At 62.9% G+C, this 18,136-nt stretch carries 12 protein-coding genes and 1 riboswitch; of the genes, 9 read left to right on the top strand and 3 right to left on the bottom strand.

Features of this window, described 5'->3' with window-relative positions; all coding sequences use genetic code 11:
• The first annotated feature begins 15 nt into the window (after positions 1 to 15).
• From pstB to FCL40_RS08895, 3 genes are all read left to right on the top strand, one after another.
• A complete protein-coding gene (pstB, locus tag FCL40_RS08905; protein ID WP_136853015.1) occupies positions 16 to 834 on the top strand; it encodes a phosphate ABC transporter ATP-binding protein PstB in 819 nt (272 codons plus the stop codon).
• A 12-nt stretch (positions 835 to 846) separates the two neighbouring features.
• Positions 847 to 1,554, top strand: a complete 708-nt coding sequence (gene phoU / locus FCL40_RS08900) for a phosphate signaling complex protein PhoU (protein WP_136852893.1) — start codon at positions 847 to 849, stop codon at positions 1,552 to 1,554.
• A 245-nt stretch (positions 1,555 to 1,799) separates the two neighbouring features.
• Positions 1,800 to 3,197, top strand: a complete 1,398-nt coding sequence (locus FCL40_RS08895; protein ID WP_205729118.1) for an APC family permease — start codon at positions 1,800 to 1,802, stop codon at positions 3,195 to 3,197.
• On the opposite strand, the gene FCL40_RS08890 is transcribed toward FCL40_RS08895, so the two are convergent.
• The gene (locus FCL40_RS08890; RefSeq protein ID WP_136852891.1) at positions 3,194 to 4,879 is read right to left on the bottom strand and encodes a bifunctional metallophosphatase/5'-nucleotidase; all 1,686 of its coding nucleotides are present in this window, start codon (positions 4,877 to 4,879) and stop codon (positions 3,194 to 3,196) included. The two genes, FCL40_RS08895 and FCL40_RS08890, sit on opposite strands and share 4 nt — an antisense overlap.
• A 119-nt stretch (positions 4,880 to 4,998) precedes the next feature.
• A riboswitch (yybP-ykoY riboswitch) is annotated at positions 4,999 to 5,166 on the top strand.
• A gap of 6 nt (positions 5,167 to 5,172) precedes the next feature.
• Between FCL40_RS08890 and FCL40_RS08885 the strand changes: the two genes are divergently transcribed.
• The 5 genes from FCL40_RS08885 to FCL40_RS08865 all read left to right on the top strand — a co-directional run bounded on the left by FCL40_RS08885 (position 5,173) and on the right by FCL40_RS08865 (position 14,489).
• The gene (locus tag FCL40_RS08885; protein ID WP_136852889.1) at positions 5,173 to 6,153 is read left to right on the top strand and encodes a calcium/sodium antiporter; all 981 of its coding nucleotides are present in this window, start codon (positions 5,173 to 5,175) and stop codon (positions 6,151 to 6,153) included.
• 104 nt (positions 6,154 to 6,257) lie between these two features.
• On the top strand, positions 6,258 to 7,388 hold the full coding sequence (locus FCL40_RS08880; RefSeq protein ID WP_136852887.1) for an efflux RND transporter periplasmic adaptor subunit: 1,131 nt from the start codon (positions 6,258 to 6,260) through the stop codon (positions 7,386 to 7,388).
• Between the two features lie 9 nt (positions 7,389 to 7,397).
• Positions 7,398 to 10,511, top strand: coding sequence for an efflux RND transporter permease subunit (locus FCL40_RS08875; RefSeq protein WP_136852885.1), 3,114 nt, complete (start codon positions 7,398 to 7,400; stop codon positions 10,509 to 10,511).
• Between the two features lie 729 nt (positions 10,512 to 11,240).
• Positions 11,241 to 12,863, top strand: coding sequence for a malate synthase A (aceB, locus tag FCL40_RS08870; RefSeq protein WP_229360300.1), 1,623 nt, complete (start codon positions 11,241 to 11,243; stop codon positions 12,861 to 12,863).
• Positions 12,864 to 12,890: 27 nt separating this feature from the next.
• On the top strand, positions 12,891 to 14,489 hold the full coding sequence (locus FCL40_RS08865; RefSeq protein WP_136852881.1) for an isocitrate lyase: 1,599 nt from the start codon (positions 12,891 to 12,893) through the stop codon (positions 14,487 to 14,489).
• Positions 14,490 to 14,729: 240 nt separating this feature from the next.
• Here FCL40_RS08865 and FCL40_RS08860 read toward each other — a convergent pair whose 3' ends face one another.
• A complete protein-coding gene (locus FCL40_RS08860) occupies positions 14,730 to 15,323 on the bottom strand; it encodes a TetR/AcrR family transcriptional regulator (RefSeq protein WP_169307053.1) in 594 nt (197 codons plus the stop codon).
• Between the two features lie 172 nt (positions 15,324 to 15,495).
• On the opposite strand from FCL40_RS08860, the gene FCL40_RS08855 reads away from it, so the two are divergent.
• On the top strand, positions 15,496 to 16,710 hold the full coding sequence (locus tag FCL40_RS08855) for a 4Fe-4S binding protein (protein ID WP_136852877.1): 1,215 nt from the start codon (positions 15,496 to 15,498) through the stop codon (positions 16,708 to 16,710).
• A 67-nt stretch (positions 16,711 to 16,777) separates the two neighbouring features.
• Here the strand turns inward: FCL40_RS08855 and yjeH are convergent, their stop codons facing one another.
• The gene (gene yjeH / locus FCL40_RS08850) at positions 16,778 to 18,007 is read right to left on the bottom strand and encodes an L-methionine/branched-chain amino acid transporter (RefSeq protein WP_136852875.1); all 1,230 of its coding nucleotides are present in this window, start codon (positions 18,005 to 18,007) and stop codon (positions 16,778 to 16,780) included.
• Between the last annotated feature and the right edge of the window lie 129 nt (positions 18,008 to 18,136).

The following is an 18,136-nucleotide window of genomic DNA, read 5'->3' as shown; positions in this document are numbered from 1 at the left end:
GCCGAGATGACCAAGATGATTGCTATTGAAACTTTGAACAAATCCTCGGCGCCGCTGGACTTGCAACAGCTGTCGCCCGAGATGACCGCGTTTGACATCAACAACCTGGATCTCTTCTACGGTGACAAGCAGGCCCTGTCCGGGATTACCATGAAGATCCCCCGCAACCAGGTGACCGCCTTCATCGGCCCCTCCGGCTGCGGCAAGTCCACCCTGCTGCGCTGCCTGAACCGGATGAACGATCTGGTGGACGGCTGCCGGGTGGAGGGGGAGATCCTGCTCCACAACGACAACATCTACGGCAAGCACGTGGATGTGGCCTCCCTGCGCCGCAACGTGGGCATGGTGTTCCAGCGCCCCAACCCCTTCCCCAAGTCGATCTACGAGAACGTGGTCTACGGCCTGCGCCTGCAGGGGCTCAACAACCGCCGCGAGCTGGATGAGGCGGTAGAGCGCTCCCTCAAGGGGGCCGCCCTGTGGGACGAGGTGAAGGACCGGCTGCACGACAACGCCTTCGGCCTCTCCGGCGGTCAGCAGCAGCGTCTGGTGATCGCCCGCGCCATCGCCATCCAGCCAGAGGTACTGCTGCTGGATGAGCCCACCTCGGCGCTGGATCCCATCTCCACCCTGACCATCGAGGAGCTGATCCACACCCTCAAGGATCAGTTCACCGTGGTGATCGTAACCCACAACATGCAGCAGGCCGCCCGGGTCTCCGACCAGACCGCCTTCATGTATATGGGGGAGCTGATCGAGTACAGTGACACCAACACCCTGTTTACCACCCCTGCCAAGAAGAAGACCGAAGATTACATCACCGGTCGTTACGGATAAGGACGAGAACCGATGGACAACAACAACCTGGGTAGACACATCTCCGGCCAGTTCAATGTGGAGCTGGAGGATGTCCGCAGCCAAGTGATGGCCATGGGGGGACTGCTGGAGCAGCAGCTGAACGATGCGCTGGATGCCCTGCAGCACGGTGATGCCGAGACCGCCCGCAAGGTGATGAGTGCCGATCGCAAGATCAACTCCATGGAGGTGACCATCGACGAAGAGTGCACCCGCATCATCGCCAAGCGTCAGCCGGCCGCTTCCGACCTGCGGCTGATCCTGGCGATCTCCAAGACCACCGCTGACCTGGAGCGCATCGGTGACGCCTGTGTGCGGGTGGCCCGGGCGGTGATCGACAACAAGGAGGGCAACCGCAAGGGGCTGCTGGTCTCCATGGAGGCAATGGGCCGTCACGCCGCCCGCATGCTGCACGACACCCTGGATGCCTTCGCCCGCATGGATGTCGATGCCGCCTTCCGCCTGCACAAGGAGGATCGCAAGATCGACAAGGAGTTCGAAGCGGTGTTCCGTCAGCTGATGACCTTCATGATGGAGGATCCCCGCTCCATTCCCGGTATTCTCGACGTGATGTGGGCCGCCCGAGCCCTGGAGCGCATCGGCGACCGCTGCCAGAACATCTGTGAATACGTCATCTACTTCGTCAAGGGGAAGGACGTTCGCCACATGGACACCGAAGATATGGAGGACCTGCTGCGCTAGGCAGGACCCCACCCAGAAAAGCCGGGCTTTATGCCCGGCTTTTTTGATCCCGACAGCCACCACTGAGAGTGACTGGGAGGCCAGTCACAAACCGTCGAACCCAATCGGGCTCGTTTTTATATTTTGATTTATATGTGATATTTGCGCTCGTCATTGTGCGACCATGGCGTCTTCAACTGGCTTGGGAAGGCGGTCTCTGAACCCGTGTTCGGGGCTGTGGCTTGAAGGGGAATAGGGAGTCGTCTGTGGAGAGGGGGACAATGAGGGTGGGCAGCACCGCCCTGTTTGCTTTGTGCGCGGTGATCAGCCTGGACACCCTGACGGCGGTGGCGTCCATCGGCGTCTGCGCCATCGGCTGGCTGCTGGTCACCTTCGTGGTGTTTGTGATCCCCTATGGCAGGATCACTTCGGAACTGAGCACCGCCTACCCGGGACAGGGGGGGATCTACGACTGGGTGCTGCGGGCCTTCGGTCACCGTTGGGCGGCGCGGACCTCCTGGCTCTACTGGATCAACGTCGGGCTGTGGATGCCCGCGGTCTACATCCTGTTCGCCGGAATGTTCACCGAACTGTTTGCCCCGGGAATGTCGCTGAGGTGGCAGATTCTGCTCTGTATCGCCCTGACCTGGTCAACGGTGTGGATCTGTAACTTGAGCGTCGGGGTGGGTGTCTGGGTCACCAAGATCGCCGCCAGCCTGAAGATACTGGTTATCCTGCTCCTTGGTGGAGGCGGATTCTGGTACGGCCTCTCCCACGGTATGGCCAGTGATTTTACCCTGGCGGCCATGACCCCATCGACGGGCAATGTCTCGGCCTTCCTGCCCGCCCTGGTATTTAACGTCATCGGCTTCGAACTGGTGGCGACTCTGTCGGAGGAGATGAGGGATCTCGGCGATCTGCCCAAGGCCCTGTTCCTGGCTATCGGGCTGACCGCCGCCCTGTACCTGTTCAGCACCCTGGGGATCCTGATGGCCCTGCCGGAAGGGGAGGTGGGTTTGCTCTCCGGGGTGATCGATACCCTCAGGATCCTGTTTGCCGAGCTGAGCGGCGGTGTGCTGATGGTGAAACTGGTGGGGGGACTGGCCCTGCTGACCCTGATGGGCAATATGGTGGCCTGGACCATGGGCAGCTCCCGGGCGGCGGCGGAAGCGTCCGCCGAAGGGGAGCTGCCGCGGCAATGGGGGCGGATGTCGCACCGCCATGGCACCCCGGTAGGCGCCAACACCCTGACCGGCCTGGTGTCCACCTCGGTGATTGCCGTCTATGCCCTGTTTGCTGAAAATGCGGATGATCTCTTCTGGTCGCTGTTTGCCTTCTCCTCCTGCATCGCCCTGTTGCCCTATCTGATGATGTTTCCGGCCCACGTCAAGTTACGCCTGATCGATCCCCATCGGCCGCGCCCCTACCGGGTAGCCGGAAACCCGATGGTTCAGGGGGCCTATGCCGCCCAGTGCCTGCTGGTGATTGTCGTGGCCATCGTCCTGTTCATCTTCCCCGAACTGAGTTCTGCACAGGTGGAGTGGCGCTACAGCGGCCCGGTGATGGTCGGCGTGATCGCCACTCTGGTGATCGGGGAGGTGATGGTGAAGTGCGCCGCCGACCATCGAATCCAGAGGTGCAAAACCGGGCAGCTTGTCCGTTAATCCAGGGTGCCCAGGTGTTGCCAGTGGGCGATCACCGCTTCGGCGATGGTCAGTCCCAGCTCCTGAGGAGGCTCGGGCAGCCGCGCCAGCGGGTAGTAGCCCTCCTTGCCGGCGGCGGTGTAGCCGGTAGAGACCCCGTAGTAGATCGCCTCGGGTTGCACCGGTTGCCAGCGGCCATCCCGGTCGACCTGCAGATCGCGGATCCGCTCCCCCATGGGGGCATCGGCCTGGTAGTGGTAGCGCAGCCCAGCCGCATAGGGATAGCTGCCGGTGCCGGTACCCACCACCCCGTTGTTGGTGGCGTTGTTGATGGCCGATTCCAGGGTGTCCGTCAGCTCCCGGCCGCTGAGCCGGTAGCGCTCCACGCCGATGGCGAAGGGGGCCAGAGTGCCGGCGATCCAGCCGGCGCTCACCTTCCCCTGGGCAATGGAGGCGCGGGTGCCGCCGGCGTTGTGCAGGCCGAAGTCGGTTTCCAGCCCCATCTGCCTGGCCTGCCAGCGCATCGCCTCGGCCAGCAGCGGGGCCACGTCGCTGCCCCCCTTGTCATCGGGAATGCGGATATGGCGCAGGTCCCGGCTGGCCACCGCCACCTTCTGCCGTTCGAACTCCCGAATTTCGGGCCGGTAGTGCTCCTCAATGAGCCGGTGCACCGTGGGATCCGGGGTCACCTGCCACAGGTTGTCCTGCCCCTCCAGGTAGCTCCAGGCCTGCTCCTCCTCGGGTGCGGTCAGGGCTTGTTGCCCGCCGGAGTCGCGGCTGAGATTCTGGCCTAGCAGCAGCAGGTTACCTCCATCCACCCGGCTGAGGCTGCCGTCGGCGTTCAGATCCAGTTTGAGCCGGCCGAGGAACAGGGCGTTGCAGCCGGCCTGGACCACCACGGTGCCGGCGATCACCACCCCGTAGTGGTCCCGTCCTCCCAGACCCAGGTTGTCGAAGTGCCCCTGCAGGGTATGGGTGTGGCCGCCGATGATCGCCGCCACCCCCTGCAGCTGCTCCGCCATCATCAGGTCTCGGTCGTATCCCAGGTGGCTGAGCAGGATGATCTTGTTGATCCCCCTCTGGCGGATGGCCGCGACCGTGGCTCGGGCCACGGTCAGACAGTCCAGGAAGTGGGTGTCCGGATCGGCGCAGGCGAGCTCGGGCATGTTGTCCGGGGACAGGCCGAACAGGGCCACCGGCTCACCGTCGAAGTGGCGCACCAGGAAGCGGCCATGACCGGCGTCGTCGTCGTAGTCCAGCAGTCCCGGCTTGCCCCGCATGGGATTTTCCTTGGCCTGGTCCTCCTGGCTCAGGTCCAGGTTGGCGCTGAGCATGGGGAACTGGATATGGTCCAGGAACTCGGCCAGGGGAGGATTGCCCAGATCGAACTCGTGGTTGCCCAGGGCCATGGCATCCAGGTCCAGCTGGTTGTTGAGTACCGCGTTCATCGTCCCCTTGAAGTGGGCGAAGTAGAGGGAACCCTGGAAACAGTCGCCGGCGTGGACCAGCAGCAGGTGGCGCTGCTCGTCGCGGGCTTCCGACTTGGCGCGGTCCACGGCGCTGCACAGCCGGGCATAACCGCCGCACTCGGCAAACACCGTGCCCAGGCCGGGCAGGGTCAGCGGAATGCGGCTGGCGTCGAAGTGGGAGTGGCTGTCATTGAGGTGAGCCAGGGTCAGGCTCAGGGGGCGGTGCTCTGTCATGGGTCTCTGTGGTGCGGCTGCTGAGGCTGGCCAGTGTAGCACTTTCCCTGGCGACGGTGATGACAGAAGCCAATTCACACTGGCATTGTGGTCGGTCTAGGGGCTATAATGGCCGCCAACTTCGGGGGAGTAACCGCCCTGCACCAGCAGGGGGCAACATCAACATCCTCGGCCATTCGGCTGTGGTGTTGCCGGCAGGGCCTGGGCTTTAGCTTGGTGAGACTCGAACGCACCGTCTCCGGCGAGGGCAGGGGAGGGTCCGTTCGTGTATATCCGCCCTCTGAGTCGTCTTTATGTCTGCATTACTGCTTCCGCTGCTGGCCGTGATCGGTGGTTTCCTGGTGTTGAGCTTCAGCGCCGACCGGCTGATCGCCTCTGCCGCCACCCTGGCCCGCCATTTCGGTCTCTCCATCGTCTTTATCGGCATGACCATAGTGGCGTTCGGGACCTCGGCCCCGGAGCTGCTGGTCAGTGCGGTGGCGGCCGCCAATGGTGCCGACGGCCTCTCCGTGGGCAACGCCATCGGCTCCAACATCATCAACACCGGCCTGGTGCTGGGGATCTGTGCCCTGGTCACTCCGCTGATGATCAGCCGCCGCTTCCTCAAGCGTGAGTTTCCCATCCTGCTGCTGGTGATGACCTACGCCGCCCTGGTGCTGATGGGCGGCACCCTGGGCTGGCCGCAGGGGCTGGCGCTGCTGGGGGCGATGATCGCCTACGGCGTCTACCTGGGACGCAGCCACAACAGCGATGAGGAACTGGAGGTGGAGTTCCTCACCATTGGCAAGGCGCGCGCCCTGGCGGAGACCGGCCTGATGCTGGTGCTGCTGCTGTCCAGCTCCCAGGTGATGGTGTGGGGCAGTGTCGAACTGGCCCGGGCTTTCGGTGTCAGCGAACTGGTGATCGGCTTGACGGTGATCGCCTTTGGCACCAGCCTGCCGGAACTGGCAGCGGCGGTGGCCGGTGTGCGCCGGGGCCTGTATGACATGACCCTGGCCACCGTGGTGGGCTCTAACATCTTCAACCTGCTTGGGGTGCTGGCTTTCCCCGGGCTGATCGGTGATGGCATGACCCTGCCCGAGCCGGTGCTGGCCCGGGACGTTCCGGCGATGTTTGCCCTGACCCTGATTCCCGGCCTGTTCTTCGTGCTGGCCCGCTATCGTCATGGCCGAGCGCCCTATGTCCCCATGAACCGGCTGGCCGGCCTGCTGCTGCTGCTGGGGTTTGCCGGCTACATGGGGCTGCTCACCCTGGAGGTGATGGCCGGGATGTGACGAAAATGTGCCGAATAAGTGACTGAAACTTGGCCGTTTGGTGAGTTGTGATATGCTCATTGGAGTCGCACTATCTGAGAGTCCTAAGGGTAAGGAGCAGCTCTATGAGAGGGATAACCTGGCTGGGTTTGGTCTCGCTGGCGATACTGGGGGGGTGTGAACCGGCCGCCAAGGCGCCCCCGCCCCCGCCGCCGAGCGTCACTGTGACGACCGTCGCCCTCAAGCCGGTGACCTACAGCATGGAGTATGTGGGCAGGACCCAGGCCAGTGAGGATGTCAGCATCCAGGCCCAGGTGTCCGGCCCCATGCTCAAGCGCCACTTCATCGAGGGAGACCTGGTCGAACAGGGTGAGCTGCTGTTCGAAATTGACCCGGCCCCCTATCTGGCGGAGCGGGCCCAGGTGGCCGCCGAACTGGAGCGGGCGGTGGCGGCCCGCGATGTGGCCATCCTCAACTGGCGCCGCGGCAATCAGTTGCTCCCCGACGGGATGATCTCCGCCACCGACATGGATTCCCTGACCGCCACCAAGCTGCAGACCGAAGCCCAGGTGGTGCAGGCCCAGTCCGCCCTGGAGGCGGCCGAGCTCAAGCTCTCCTATACCAGGGTGACCGCCCCCATCGCCGGAAAGATCTCCACTGCCCTGATCTCCCAAGGCGATCTGGTGACGCCCCAGCAGGACCTGGCGACCCTGGTGCAGGTGGATCCCATCCGGGTGACCTTCCAGGTCTCCGCCCGGGAGATGTCTGATGCCTACCGGGTCATGAGGGAGAATCCCAGTGCCCTGCCCAGGCTCCAGGAGCTGGTGCTCCACCTGAGGCTGCCCAATGGCGACGGCTATCCCTATCCGGGGATGGTGGACTACGTCGCCAATCGGGTCGACACCGCCACCAGCACCATCGAGATGCGCGCCACCTTCCCCAACCCGGACCAGTTTCTCCTCCCCGGCACCTATGTCACCGTGGTGGTTCAGGCGCCGGAGACCGAGATGGCACTGCTGGTGCCTCAGGCCTCGGTGCAGCAGGATCAGCAGGGGCGCTATGTGTTGGTGGTCGGCCCGGAGAGCCGGGTGGAGAAGCGCCTGGTGACCCTGGGGCAGCAGTTCGGCATCGACTGGGAGGTCCGTGACGGCCTCAAGAATGGTGAAAAGGTGGTGGTGGAGGGGCTGCAGAAGATCCGTCCGGGTGTGGAGGTAAAGGCCACCGAGCGCAGCGCAATTCCCTTTAACCAGGGCTAGGGGGCCGCTATGATCAGTCGTTTTTTTGTTGCCAGGCCCAAGTTTGCCTTCGTCATCTCCATTGTCCTGAGCCTGTCGGGGCTGCTCTCCATTCCACTGCTGCCGGTGGCGGAGTTTCCCGATGTGTCGCCGCCGCAGATCAACGTCACCACCAGCTTCTCCGGAGCCAGTGCCGAGGTGGTCAAGGATACCGTCGCCCAGGTGATCGAAGCCGAGGTCAACGGGGTGGAGGATATGATCTATATGTCCTCCAAATCCGCCAATGACGGCAGCTACTCGCTGACTGTGACCTTCGAGGTGGGCACCAATGCCGACGATGCCCAGGTGAATGTGCAGAACCGGGTACAGCAGGCCCTGCCCAGGCTGCCGGAAACGGTGACCAAGCAGGGGGTCAGGGTCAAGAAGCGGAGCCCCAATTTCCTGATGCTGGTGAACCTGGTGGCACCGGCAGGCAGCCTGGACTCTCTGTTCCTCACCAACTACGCCACCCTCAACATCAAGGATGTGCTGGCGCGTCAGGGCGGAGTCTCCGAAGTACAGATCATCGGCGGCCTGGATTACGCCATGCGCATCTGGTTGGATCCGGACCGGATGGCGGCCCTGGCGATCACCGCCAGCGACGTCCAGGCGGCCCTGCAGGAGCAGAATATCCAGGTGCCCGCTGGGCGCATCGGTTCCGCACCCATCTCGCCGGAGCAGCAGTTCCAGTTGAGCCTGCAGACCCGGGGCCGGCTGGCGGAGGTGGCGGAGTTTGAACAGGTGGTACTGCGCTCCAATCCCGACGGTTCCAAGGTGGTGATCGGTGATATCGCCCGGGTGGAGCTGGGCTCGCAGACCTACGATGCCCAGGGCAAGCTCAACAACGCCCCCAGTGCCATCATCGCCATCTATCAGAGTCCAGACGCCAACGCCCTGGAGGTGGCTGGTTCGGTGCGGGAGCAGATGGCGCTGCTCAGCCAGAATTTCCCCCAGGACATGGAGTACACCATCCTCTATGACACCACCGAGTTTGTCACCGTTTCCATCAAGGAGGTGGTCCAGACCCTGTTCATCTCCGTGGCCCTGGTGATCTCGGTGGTCTACCTGTTCCTGCAGGACTTTCGGGCTACCCTGGTGCCGGCCATCGCCATTCCGGTCTCCCTGGTGGGCACCTTCGTGTTCTTGCTGGCGGGGGGGATGACCATCAACACCATCTCCCTGTTCGCCCTGATCCTGGCCATCGGCATCGTGGTGGATGACGCCATTGTGGTGGTGGAGAACGTCAGCCGCATCATGGCGGAGGAGGGGTTGGACGCCAAGGCGGCCACCATCAAGGCAATGGAGGAGGTGACCGGTCCGGTGGTGGCCACCACCCTGGTACTGCTGGCGGTGTTTGCCCCGACGGCGGTGATGCCGGGGATCACCGGTCAGATGTATGCCCAGTTCTCGGTGACCATCTGTGTGGCGGTGCTGATCTCCTCGGTCAACGCCCTCACCCTCTCTCCGGCGATCTGTGCCTCGGTGCTCAAGGCGCCACAGCCCAAGACCGGCGGCCCCTTCGGCCTCTTCAATCGCTACTTCGACCGCCTGACCCTGGGATACGGCGGCTGGGTGGAGGTGCTGATCCGTCGCAGCGCCCTGGCGATGCTGGCCTTCGTCGCCGCCATCGGCGCCACCGCCTGGCTGGGCAACTCGCTGCCCACCGGGTTTGTGCCGGCGGAGGACAAGAAATCCTTCCTGGTGGACGTTCAGTTGCCCAACGGCGCCTCCCTCAACCGTACCGAGGAGGCGATGGCGCAGATGGTGAAACAGACCCTGGCGGTGCCCGGGGTCAACAGTGTCATCCATGCCTCGGGATTCTCGGTTCTCTCCGGCTCGGTCTCCTCCAACGGCGGCCTGCTGGTGGTGGTGCTGGATGACTGGGACGAACGGTCGTCGCCGGAGTTGACCGATAAGGCGGTCATGCGTCGGTTGCAGGGGCTCTATGCCCAGAACCCGTTGCTGCAGGCGATGGTGTTTGCCCTGCCGCCCCTGCCCGGCGTGGGCAACGTCGGCGGCTTCGAGTTCGTGCTGCAGGACAACATGGGCCGCAGCGCCGCCGAGTTGGCGCAGGTGATGCGGGGGCTGATCATCGAAGCCAATGGCCGTGCAGAGATCGCCGCCGCCTTCAGCAATTTCCGCGCCGATACCCCCCAGCTGTTTGTGGATGTAGACCGAAACCAGGCCAAGGCCCTGGGGATTCCGCTGACCGAGGTGTTCTCCACCCTGCAGACCCAGTTGGGCGGAAACTACGTCAACGACTTCAACCGTTTCGGTAAGGTGTTCCGGGTGATGCTGCAGGCGGAGGAGGAGTACCGCGACTCGGACAGGGACATCGCCCGTTTCTACGTGCGCACCGGCCAGGGGGAGATGGTGCCCCTATCTACCCTGACTCGGGTGGAGCCGATCCTGGGGCCCGAGGTGGTCAACAACTACAACCTCTATGGCTCTGCGGTGATCAACGGCATTCCGGCGCCCGGTTTCAGCTCTGGTGAGGCGGTGGTGGCGATGGAGCAGGTGGCGGCGGCCAACCTGCCCGCCGGTTACAGCTTCAGCTGGACGGGGCAGACCTACCAGGAGATCCAGGCGGGCAACCTGGCGCCGGTGATCTTCAGTCTGGCCCTGGTGTTCACCTACCTGTTCCTGGTGGCCCAGTATGAAAGCTGGACCATCCCCCTGGCGGTGATGCTGGCGGTGCCGGTGGCGGTGCTGGGAGCCTTCCTCCATGTGTGGCTGGCGGGGTCGGAGGTCAACCTCTATACCCAGATCGGCCTGGTATTGCTCATCGGCCTGGCGTCGAAGAACGCCATCCTCATTGTGGAGTTTGCCAAGCAGCAGCGAGAGAGTGGCCTGGGCATCGTGGCGTCGGCGGTCACCGCCGCCAAGCTCAGGTTCAGGGCGGTACTGATGACCGCCTTCTCTTTCATCCTCGGGGTGTTGCCCCTGGTGGTGGCCACCGGCGCCGGGGCCCAGAGCCGTCACAGCCTGGGCTACGCCGTGTTTGGTGGCATGGTGATGGCCGGGGTGGTGGGCACCCTGCTGGTGCCGGTGTTCTACTACCTGTTGCAGAGGACGCGTGAGAGAGTCAAGGGTGTGCCGGAGTAACCGTCCGCTGCAGTGGTAGGAGGGGGCTGAGTGCCCCCTTTTTGGTGGCCGAAACCGGGGCGAGCGGGTGGTCCGGGCCGGAAAGTCCGCCGGGTTTGCCCCGTGGCGCAGCGGGAACGCCTGCCGCAGAGGGGCGACGGAAAAGCGCGGCAATCCTGAGGCAAATCATCTCTCTGCCGTCAATCGGGGCGCAGACGCACGTTATCTTCCATCACCCCCCTTCAGAAAATATGAGCAAAGCTCACTCCCGGGCGCTTGACCCATTTCAGAGACTGTGTTGGTGAACTCTGGGCTCGGCAGTTCAAAAACCATGAAAAACAGTTCACTACCGAAACATCCCCCATTACCAAGCTTATCGTAATCAATATATCGCTATTGCTCAATTTGTGAGTGAAAATGAACAAATGGTCAACAAACCCCTTCCTGAAATTCAATTGTTGTAAAATAACTACAAAATTAGACTAAAGGCGTAGGCGGCGCCCGGTTAATTTTATTCGAACAATTAAAACTGTCGTTTAAAGCATTTGTTCTAATTAAAAATTCATTAAAAACAATAAATTGACATATTGGTGCAAAAAAACTTTGATTTGGCTGTTGATCTTCTTTAACCCCTGTAGCAGGTTAATTAGACAGCCTTCGGGGCAAATGTTGACCAGGCTTGGTCTAAGCTTGCTCTCGAGCAAAGTGGTTTTCTAGTTACAAATGAAAGTTGCACTGGAGGTGCGCCATATGAGCCAGGTTACGGAGTTAACTCAAGGGTTAGAGGTTATCGGTCCGCAGAAGCCGGAATACGAGACGATCCTAAGTGAGGATGCGCTGGCGTTTCTGGCGGATCTGGCCGGGCGGTTTGCGCCTGGGGTGAAGCAACTGCTGGCGGGCCGTGAGGCGCGCCAGGCGATGGTGGATGCGGGTCAGCTTCCGGACTTTTTGTCGGAGACCAAGGACATTCGCGACGGGGACTGGAAGATCCTGGGGATTCCCGAGGATCTGCGGGATCGCCGGGTGGAGATCACCGGGCCCGTGGACCGCAAGATGGTGATCAATGCCCTGAACGCCCGGGTTAAGGTGTTTATGGCCGATTTTGAAGACTCTCTGTCACCGGCCTGGGACAAGGTGGTCGAGGGGCAGCAAAATCTCAAGGACGCCGTCGAGGGCACCATCGAGTACACCAACCCGGCCAATGGCAAACACTACCAGCTGGAGGAGAATCCGGCGGTGCTGATCGCCCGGGTGCGCGGACTGCACCTGAAGGAGAACCACATCCTGTACAATGGGGAGCCGATCCCGGGTGCCCTGATGGATTTTGCCCTCTACTTCTACCACAACTACCGGGCCCTGTTGCAGCAGGGATCCGGTCCCTACTTCTATATTCCCAAGCTGCAGAGCCATCTTGAGGCGCGCTGGTGGGCCCAGGTGTTTGCCTACACCGAGGAGAAGTTCTGTCTGCAGCCGGGCACCATCAAGGTGACCTGCCTGATCGAGACCCTGCCGGCGGTGTTCGAGATGGACGAGATCCTCTACGAGCTGCGCAACAACATCGTTGGACTGAACTGTGGCCGTTGGGACTATATCTTCAGTTACATCAAGACCCTGCGCAACTATCCCGACCGGGTATTGCCGGATCGCCAACAGGTAACCATGGATAAGCCCTTCCTGTCCGCCTACTCACGGCTGCTGATCAAGACCTGCCACAAGCGCGGTGCCCTGGCCATGGGCGGCATGGCGGCCTTCATTCCCGCCAAGGATCCCGCCAAACAGGAGCAGGTGCTGGCCAAGGTGACCCAGGACAAGGAGCTGGAGGCCCGTAATGGCCACGACGGCACCTGGGTGGCGCACCCGGGCCTGGCGGACACCGCCATGGCGGTGTTCAACGACCACATCGGTCCGGATATGGACAACCAGCTGCACATTACCCGGGACGTCGACGCCCCCATCACCGCCCGAGAGCTGCTGATGCCCTGTGAAGGGGAGGCCACCGAAGAGGGGATGCGGGCCAACATCCGTATCGCCGTCCAGTACATCGAGGCCTGGATCACCGGCAACGGCTGTGTGCCCATCTATGGCCTGATGGAGGATGCCGCCACCGCTGAGATCTCCCGCTCCTCCATCTGGCAGTGGATCAAGCATGGCAAGCACCTGAGCAGCGGCCAGTTGGTGACCGCGGAGCTGTTCCGCAGCATGCTCAAGCAGGAGCTTGAGGTGGTCCGTGAAGAGTTGGGTGAAGAGCGTTTCAACGGCGGCGCCTTCGACCGGGCTGCCGATCTGTTCGAGCAGCTGACGACAGCCGATGAGCTGGCAGAGTTCCTGACTCTGCCCGGTTACCAGATTTTGACCCAGGAAACGGTTTCTTAAGGATTTGCAATTTAAAGGAGTAACACCATGTCCACCTATAAGTCAGACATCGACGCCGCAGCCACTTTGATTGGGTCTCAGGGCAGTGCCTGGAACGCCATCAATCCGGAGTACGCCGCCCGGATGAAGGCGCAGAACAAGTTCAAGACCGGCCTGGATATCGCCCGCTACACCGCCAAGATCATGCGTGCCGACATGGAGCGTTATGACCAGGATCCGGCGCAGTACACCCAGTCCCTGGGCTGCTGGCACGGCTTCATCGGTCAGCAGAAGATGATATCCATCAAGAAGCATTTCAATAGCACCGATCGTCGCTACCTGTACCTGTCCGGCTGGATGGTGGCGGCCCTGCGCTCCGAATTCGGCCCGTTGCCGGATCAGTCCATGCATGAGAAGACCTCCGTCGCCGGCCTGATTGAGGAGCTGTACACCTTCCTGCGCCAGGCGGACGCCCGGGAGCTGGGCGGCCTGTTCCGCGCCCTGGATGCGGCCCGAGAGGCCGGCGACAGCGCCGAGGAGGCGGCGATCCAGAGCAAGATCGACAACCACCAGACCCACATCGTGCCGATCATCGCCGACATCGATGCCGGTTTCGGCAATGAGGAGGCCACCTATCTGCTGGCCAAGAAGATGATCGAAGCCGGTGCCTGCTGCATCCAGATCGAGAACCAGGTGTCCGACGAGAAGCAGTGCGGCCACCAGGACGGCAAGGTGACCGTGCCCCACGAGGATTTCCTGGCCAAGATCCGTGCCGTGCGCTACGCCTTCCTCGAGCTGGGTGTGGATGACGGTGTCATCGTCGCCCGTACCGATTCCCTGGGGGCCGGCCTGACCAAGCAGATCGCCATCACCGAGCAGCCCGGTGACCTGGGTGACCAGTACAACAGCTTCCTGGACGGTGACTACATCGACAGTGCCGACGACATCGCCAACGGTGACCTGGTGATCAAGGCCAACGGTAAGCTGCTCAAACCCAAGCGTCTGCGCTCCAACCTGTTCCAGTTCCGTAAGGGCACCGGTGAAGACCGGGTGGTGCTGGACTGCATCACCTCCCTGCAGAACGGCGCCGACCTGCTGTGGATCGAGACCGAGAAGCCGCACGTGGGCCAGATTGCCGCCATGGTGAACCGCATCCGTGAAGTGGTGCCCAACGCCAAGCTGGTGTACAACAACAGTCCCTCCTTCAACTGGACCCTGAACTTCCGCCAGCAGGTGTTCGATGCCTGGAGCGAAGCCGGTAAGGATGTGTCTGACTATGATCGTGCCAGGCTGATGAGCGAAGAGTACGATGCCACCGAGCTGGCGCTGGAGGCAGATGCCAAGATCCAGACTTTCCAGGCGGATGCCGCCCGCGAAGCGGGGATCTTCCACCACCTGATCACCCTGCCCACCTACCACACCGCGGCCCTGTCCACCGACAACCTGGCCAAGGAGTATTTCGGTGAGCAAGGGATGTTGGGTTATGTGAAGAACGTCCAGCGTCAGGAGATTCGTCAGGGCATCGCCTGCGTCAAGCACCAGAACATGGCCGGCTCCGACATGGGTGACGATCACAAGGAGTACTTCTCCGGTGACGCCGCCCTTAAGGCTGCAGGTAAAGACAACACCATGAACCAGTTCGGTTAATGGTGTGGTGGTGGCCTCCCTCGGCCACCACCATGACCGGCTTCGCGCAGTTGGAGGCCGGCGCTCCATCCACCGCCATGCAGTAGGGCGGTGGGTTGACGGGGCGGAGTGACTTCCAGCCGTCAGCCATGGGGTACCACGGGTACCCTGCCCCAACAGGGGCATCCTTCCAATTTAGCTACGTTGCTTGTGCTTAGGGGAGTGGATCTTGCGGCCACTCCCCCCTTTTTTGTCCCGCCTTTAACCTCTGTTTTCACTGTTTAGCGCCGCCACAATGGCGGCGCGACTCAGCTGGTGAATGTGCAGCGCCATCTCGTCGTTGCTGTAACTCTGTTTCCCCGACAGCCACTGGGTCAGCATCCAGGCGTAGGAGCCGGCGATGGAGTGAGCCAGCAGAGGCAGGGGCAGGGTCAGCGCCTTGTCGGCGAAGCAGTGGCTCAGGTTCTCCTCCACCAGGCTGGTGAGCAGCTCCCGAGTGTGGCGCGAGACATAGCCGGTGTCCGCCCCCAGCCGGTAGGCCACCGCCCGGCGCAGATCGCTGCGTTTCTGATATTGCTCCAGGAAACGCTCCAGTGACGGGGGCGGGGTCTCTGCCAGCCACTGCTCGCTGCTCTGCAGATCCGCGAACAGATCCCGGAAGATGCTGCGATGCAGCCCCACCAGCAGGTCCGCTTTACTCTTGAAGTGGCGGTAGAAGGTGCTGCGTCCCACATCTGCCGCTTCGGCGATCTCCGCCACCCCCAGCTCCTGGTAATGGCGTTGGCCGATAAGCCCGGTAAAGGCGTTGATCAGCCGGGTAACGGTGCGGTTTTTCTGGCGCTGGCCTGCTTGCATGACGTTCTCCGGTGGGACAGGTTGGGCCCTCTGTCTCGGTTGGGACCTGTGGGGGACCATTGTCCTTAGGCGAAGGGCAGGGGGCAAATTAGACTATCCGGGTTGGGATCGCGGTCATTTTCTCAGGAAAGAGGCAGAAAAAAGTGACCACAGGACAACTGGATAAAACATCGTGACCATTACCGAACTCCTCTCTCTGGCTCTGTTTGCCGCCGTTGGCGCCTGGCTGCTGCTGAGCCGCTGGCCCAAGATGGGCTGGTTACCCGCCGCCACCCTGGCGCTGACCGCCTGGGTGCTCTCCCTGGCGCCTCTGGTGTGGGGCGCCTTCCTGTTGCTGGCCGCCTTGATGGTGCTGACCTCGGCCCTGGTGACCCTGCCGCCGCCGGCACTGAAGCGGGTGGACCAGTGGCGCGGTTATGCCCAGGGTGCCTGTGCTCTCTCCTTCGGCGCCATCGCCTGCCAGTATGCGCTGCACGTGATGCAGCTGTGGGACGGGGTGCCCTGGATCGCCCGTCCGGATCTGGTGGACGGCTTTCTGCCCATCGCCGCCGGCATCCAGCTGCAGGCCTGGCTGGTGGAAGGCTACTGGGACAGTCACCACCCCGCCGGGGTGATCCTATTGCTGCTGACCCTGCTGGCGAGTCTTGGGGTGAAACGCGCCTTCTGTGGCTGGGTATGCCCCCTGGGGTGGCTGGGGGAGCGGCTCTATCAACTGAGGCGGTCCCTCTGGCCCGCCAGGCTCACTCCGCCCCCTTGGCTGGACTGGCCGCTGCGCTCCATCAAGTACCTGCTGCTGGGAAGCATCGTCGCCCTGGTACTGAGCCTGGGGGGCAAAGGATCGGTGGGCTTTCTGCAAGGGCAGTACCACCAGGCGGCCGATCTGAAGATGTGGACCCTGTTCGCCAGCCCGACCCTGGTGACCGCCCTGTGTGTGGTGCTGGTGGTGGTCATCATGGCCCTGCGCCGAGGCGCACTGTGCCGCTACCTCTGTCCCTACGGTGCCTGGCTGGCCATCGGAGGCCTGCTGAGCCCCTTCAAGGTTCGCCGCAATCCGCAGCGTTGCCTGAAGGAGGCCAGGGGGATGGCCTGTGACAAGTGCACCCGAGCCTGCCCGGCGGGAATTCCGGTGGACAGACGGGGCACGGTGCACAGCGATGAGTGCAACAGCTGCCAGCGCTGCGTCAGTGCCTGTCCGGTGAAGGGGGCGGTGACCAGCTGCCTGCCCGGACACCGGCTGCCGCTGTCGCCCCAGGCCCTGGCGCTGTGGCTGATGGTGGTGATGCTGGTGCTGCCCTTCCTGCTCCATGGGGCGGGGATGTGGCAGAGCGGCACCGATCCGGAGTTGCGCACCCTGCTGCTGAACAACCTCAACTTCCTGGGTCATTAAGGTGACCCCAACCCTGGAGAAGAGAAAAGGTGCCCTTGGGCACCTTTTTCTGTTTTCTCATGGAGTACTAGCGCTCCAGGCAGGGCTTCAGCCGTTTGGCTCGCACCCCCTGCCACCACCAGACGCTCAGGAAGATCAGCGCCCCATACACCATGGCTCCGCCCAGGGACCAGGCGAACAGCAGGCAGGCGATGCCGCCGCTGACGGCCTTGAGGCGAAAGCGGCCGGGCAGCAGACGCCAGGCGGCCAGCATGGAGAGCAGGTAGATCACCACGAACACGCCATTGACCGACTCCAGCAGAGTCTCAAAGCCCCAGTCAAAGCCGTGGGCCAGCACCAGGGAGCAGGCCACTACCGACAGCAGGGCGCCAAGACCCAGGGCGGGCACCCGGTGATGGTTGAGTCTGGCGAACAGCGGCGGCAGCTGCTTCTCCTGGGCCAGGCTCCAGCCCAGCCGGGACATCCCCGCCAGGTAAGTGTTGACGGTGGCGATGCCGGCGGCACTGCCCAGGATCCCCACCAGCAGCTCACCGCCGCCGCCCAAAACATGGTTGACCAGGCGCACCATGGCCAGCCCCTCCCCCGCGGGAAGCGATTGAATCAGGGCGGTGCAGAGCAGATAGATGGCGGCCACCATCAGGGTGGCGATCACCATGGCGGGAACAAAGTCCCGCTCGGGGCGCTTGAACTCGGCGGAGAGATGGCTGACCACTTCTACCCCCAGGTAGGCCCACAGCGCCAGGGCGAAGGCGCTCCAGACCCCCGGGGTAAACCGGGGCAGCTCGCCGCTGGGCAGGGAGAGGCCGCCACTGACCCCCAGCACCACCGCCAGAATGGCCAGGGTCAGGCCCAGCTGCAGGGAGCTGGAGAGTTGCATGCCACGAACATTGATCAGCCACAGTCCGGCCAGCATCCCCAGTTGGGCCAGCAGCAGGGCACTGCCCTCCAGCTGCACCAGCGGGCGGATAAACTCGAAAGTCATCATTATCGCCGCCGGGGTGCCGATGGGGGCGGCCATCAGGAACAGCATCCCCACACTGGTGCCCAGGCGGCGGCCAAAGGCCAGCTGGACGAAGTGGGAGGGGCCACCGGCGTTGGGAAAGCGTTTGCCCAGCTCGGCGAAGATCAGCGCCAGGGGCAGGATGGCGGCCACCAGCAGCATCCAGGCCCACATGGCCCCCTCTCCCGCCATTTTGACGGTGAGCTCCGGCAGGATGAATACACTGGTGCCCAGCAGGGAGGTGGTGATCAGTCCCACCCCCTGCCAGCGGCCGATGGTGCCATTCAATTCGGTCATGAGTGGTGTCGGTGTTGATCGGACAGTGGGGGTAGTGTATCCGCAAAATCTCCTTGCCGGTGTCGGAATTGGGCCTCAGAATAACGGAGTTTGCCGACGAATCGTCGGCCGCGCCCTCTAGGAGAAAAC

It is taken from the genome of Ferrimonas sediminicola (genome assembly GCF_005116715.1).
GTDB classification, from domain to species: domain Bacteria; phylum Pseudomonadota; class Gammaproteobacteria; order Enterobacterales; family Shewanellaceae; genus Ferrimonas; species Ferrimonas sediminicola.
Note: the sequence above shows the minus strand (reverse complement) of the source record. Positions and strands in the feature narration are given on the sequence as shown.

Coding starts and splice junctions, on each gene's coding strand:
- aceB (WP_229360300.1), top strand. CDS start 11,241: ATGAGCCAGGTTACGGAGTTAACTCAAGGGTTAGAGGTTATCGGTCCG.
- phoU (WP_136852893.1), top strand. CDS start 847: ATGGACAACAACAACCTGGGTAGACACATCTCCGGCCAGTTCAATGTG.
- FCL40_RS08880 (WP_136852887.1), top strand. CDS start 6,258: ATGAGAGGGATAACCTGGCTGGGTTTGGTCTCGCTGGCGATACTGGGG.
- FCL40_RS08885 (WP_136852889.1), top strand. CDS start 5,173: ATGTCTGCATTACTGCTTCCGCTGCTGGCCGTGATCGGTGGTTTCCTG.
- yjeH (WP_136852875.1), bottom strand. CDS start 18,007: ATGACCGAATTGAATGGCACCATCGGCCGCTGGCAGGGGGTGGGACTG.
- FCL40_RS08875 (WP_136852885.1), top strand. CDS start 7,398: ATGATCAGTCGTTTTTTTGTTGCCAGGCCCAAGTTTGCCTTCGTCATC.
- pstB (WP_136853015.1), top strand. CDS start 16: ATGATTGCTATTGAAACTTTGAACAAATCCTCGGCGCCGCTGGACTTG.
- FCL40_RS08865 (WP_136852881.1), top strand. CDS start 12,891: ATGTCCACCTATAAGTCAGACATCGACGCCGCAGCCACTTTGATTGGG.
- FCL40_RS08860 (WP_169307053.1), bottom strand. CDS start 15,323: ATGCAAGCAGGCCAGCGCCAGAAAAACCGCACCGTTACCCGGCTGATC.
- FCL40_RS08890 (WP_136852891.1), bottom strand. CDS start 4,879: ATGACAGAGCACCGCCCCCTGAGCCTGACCCTGGCTCACCTCAATGAC.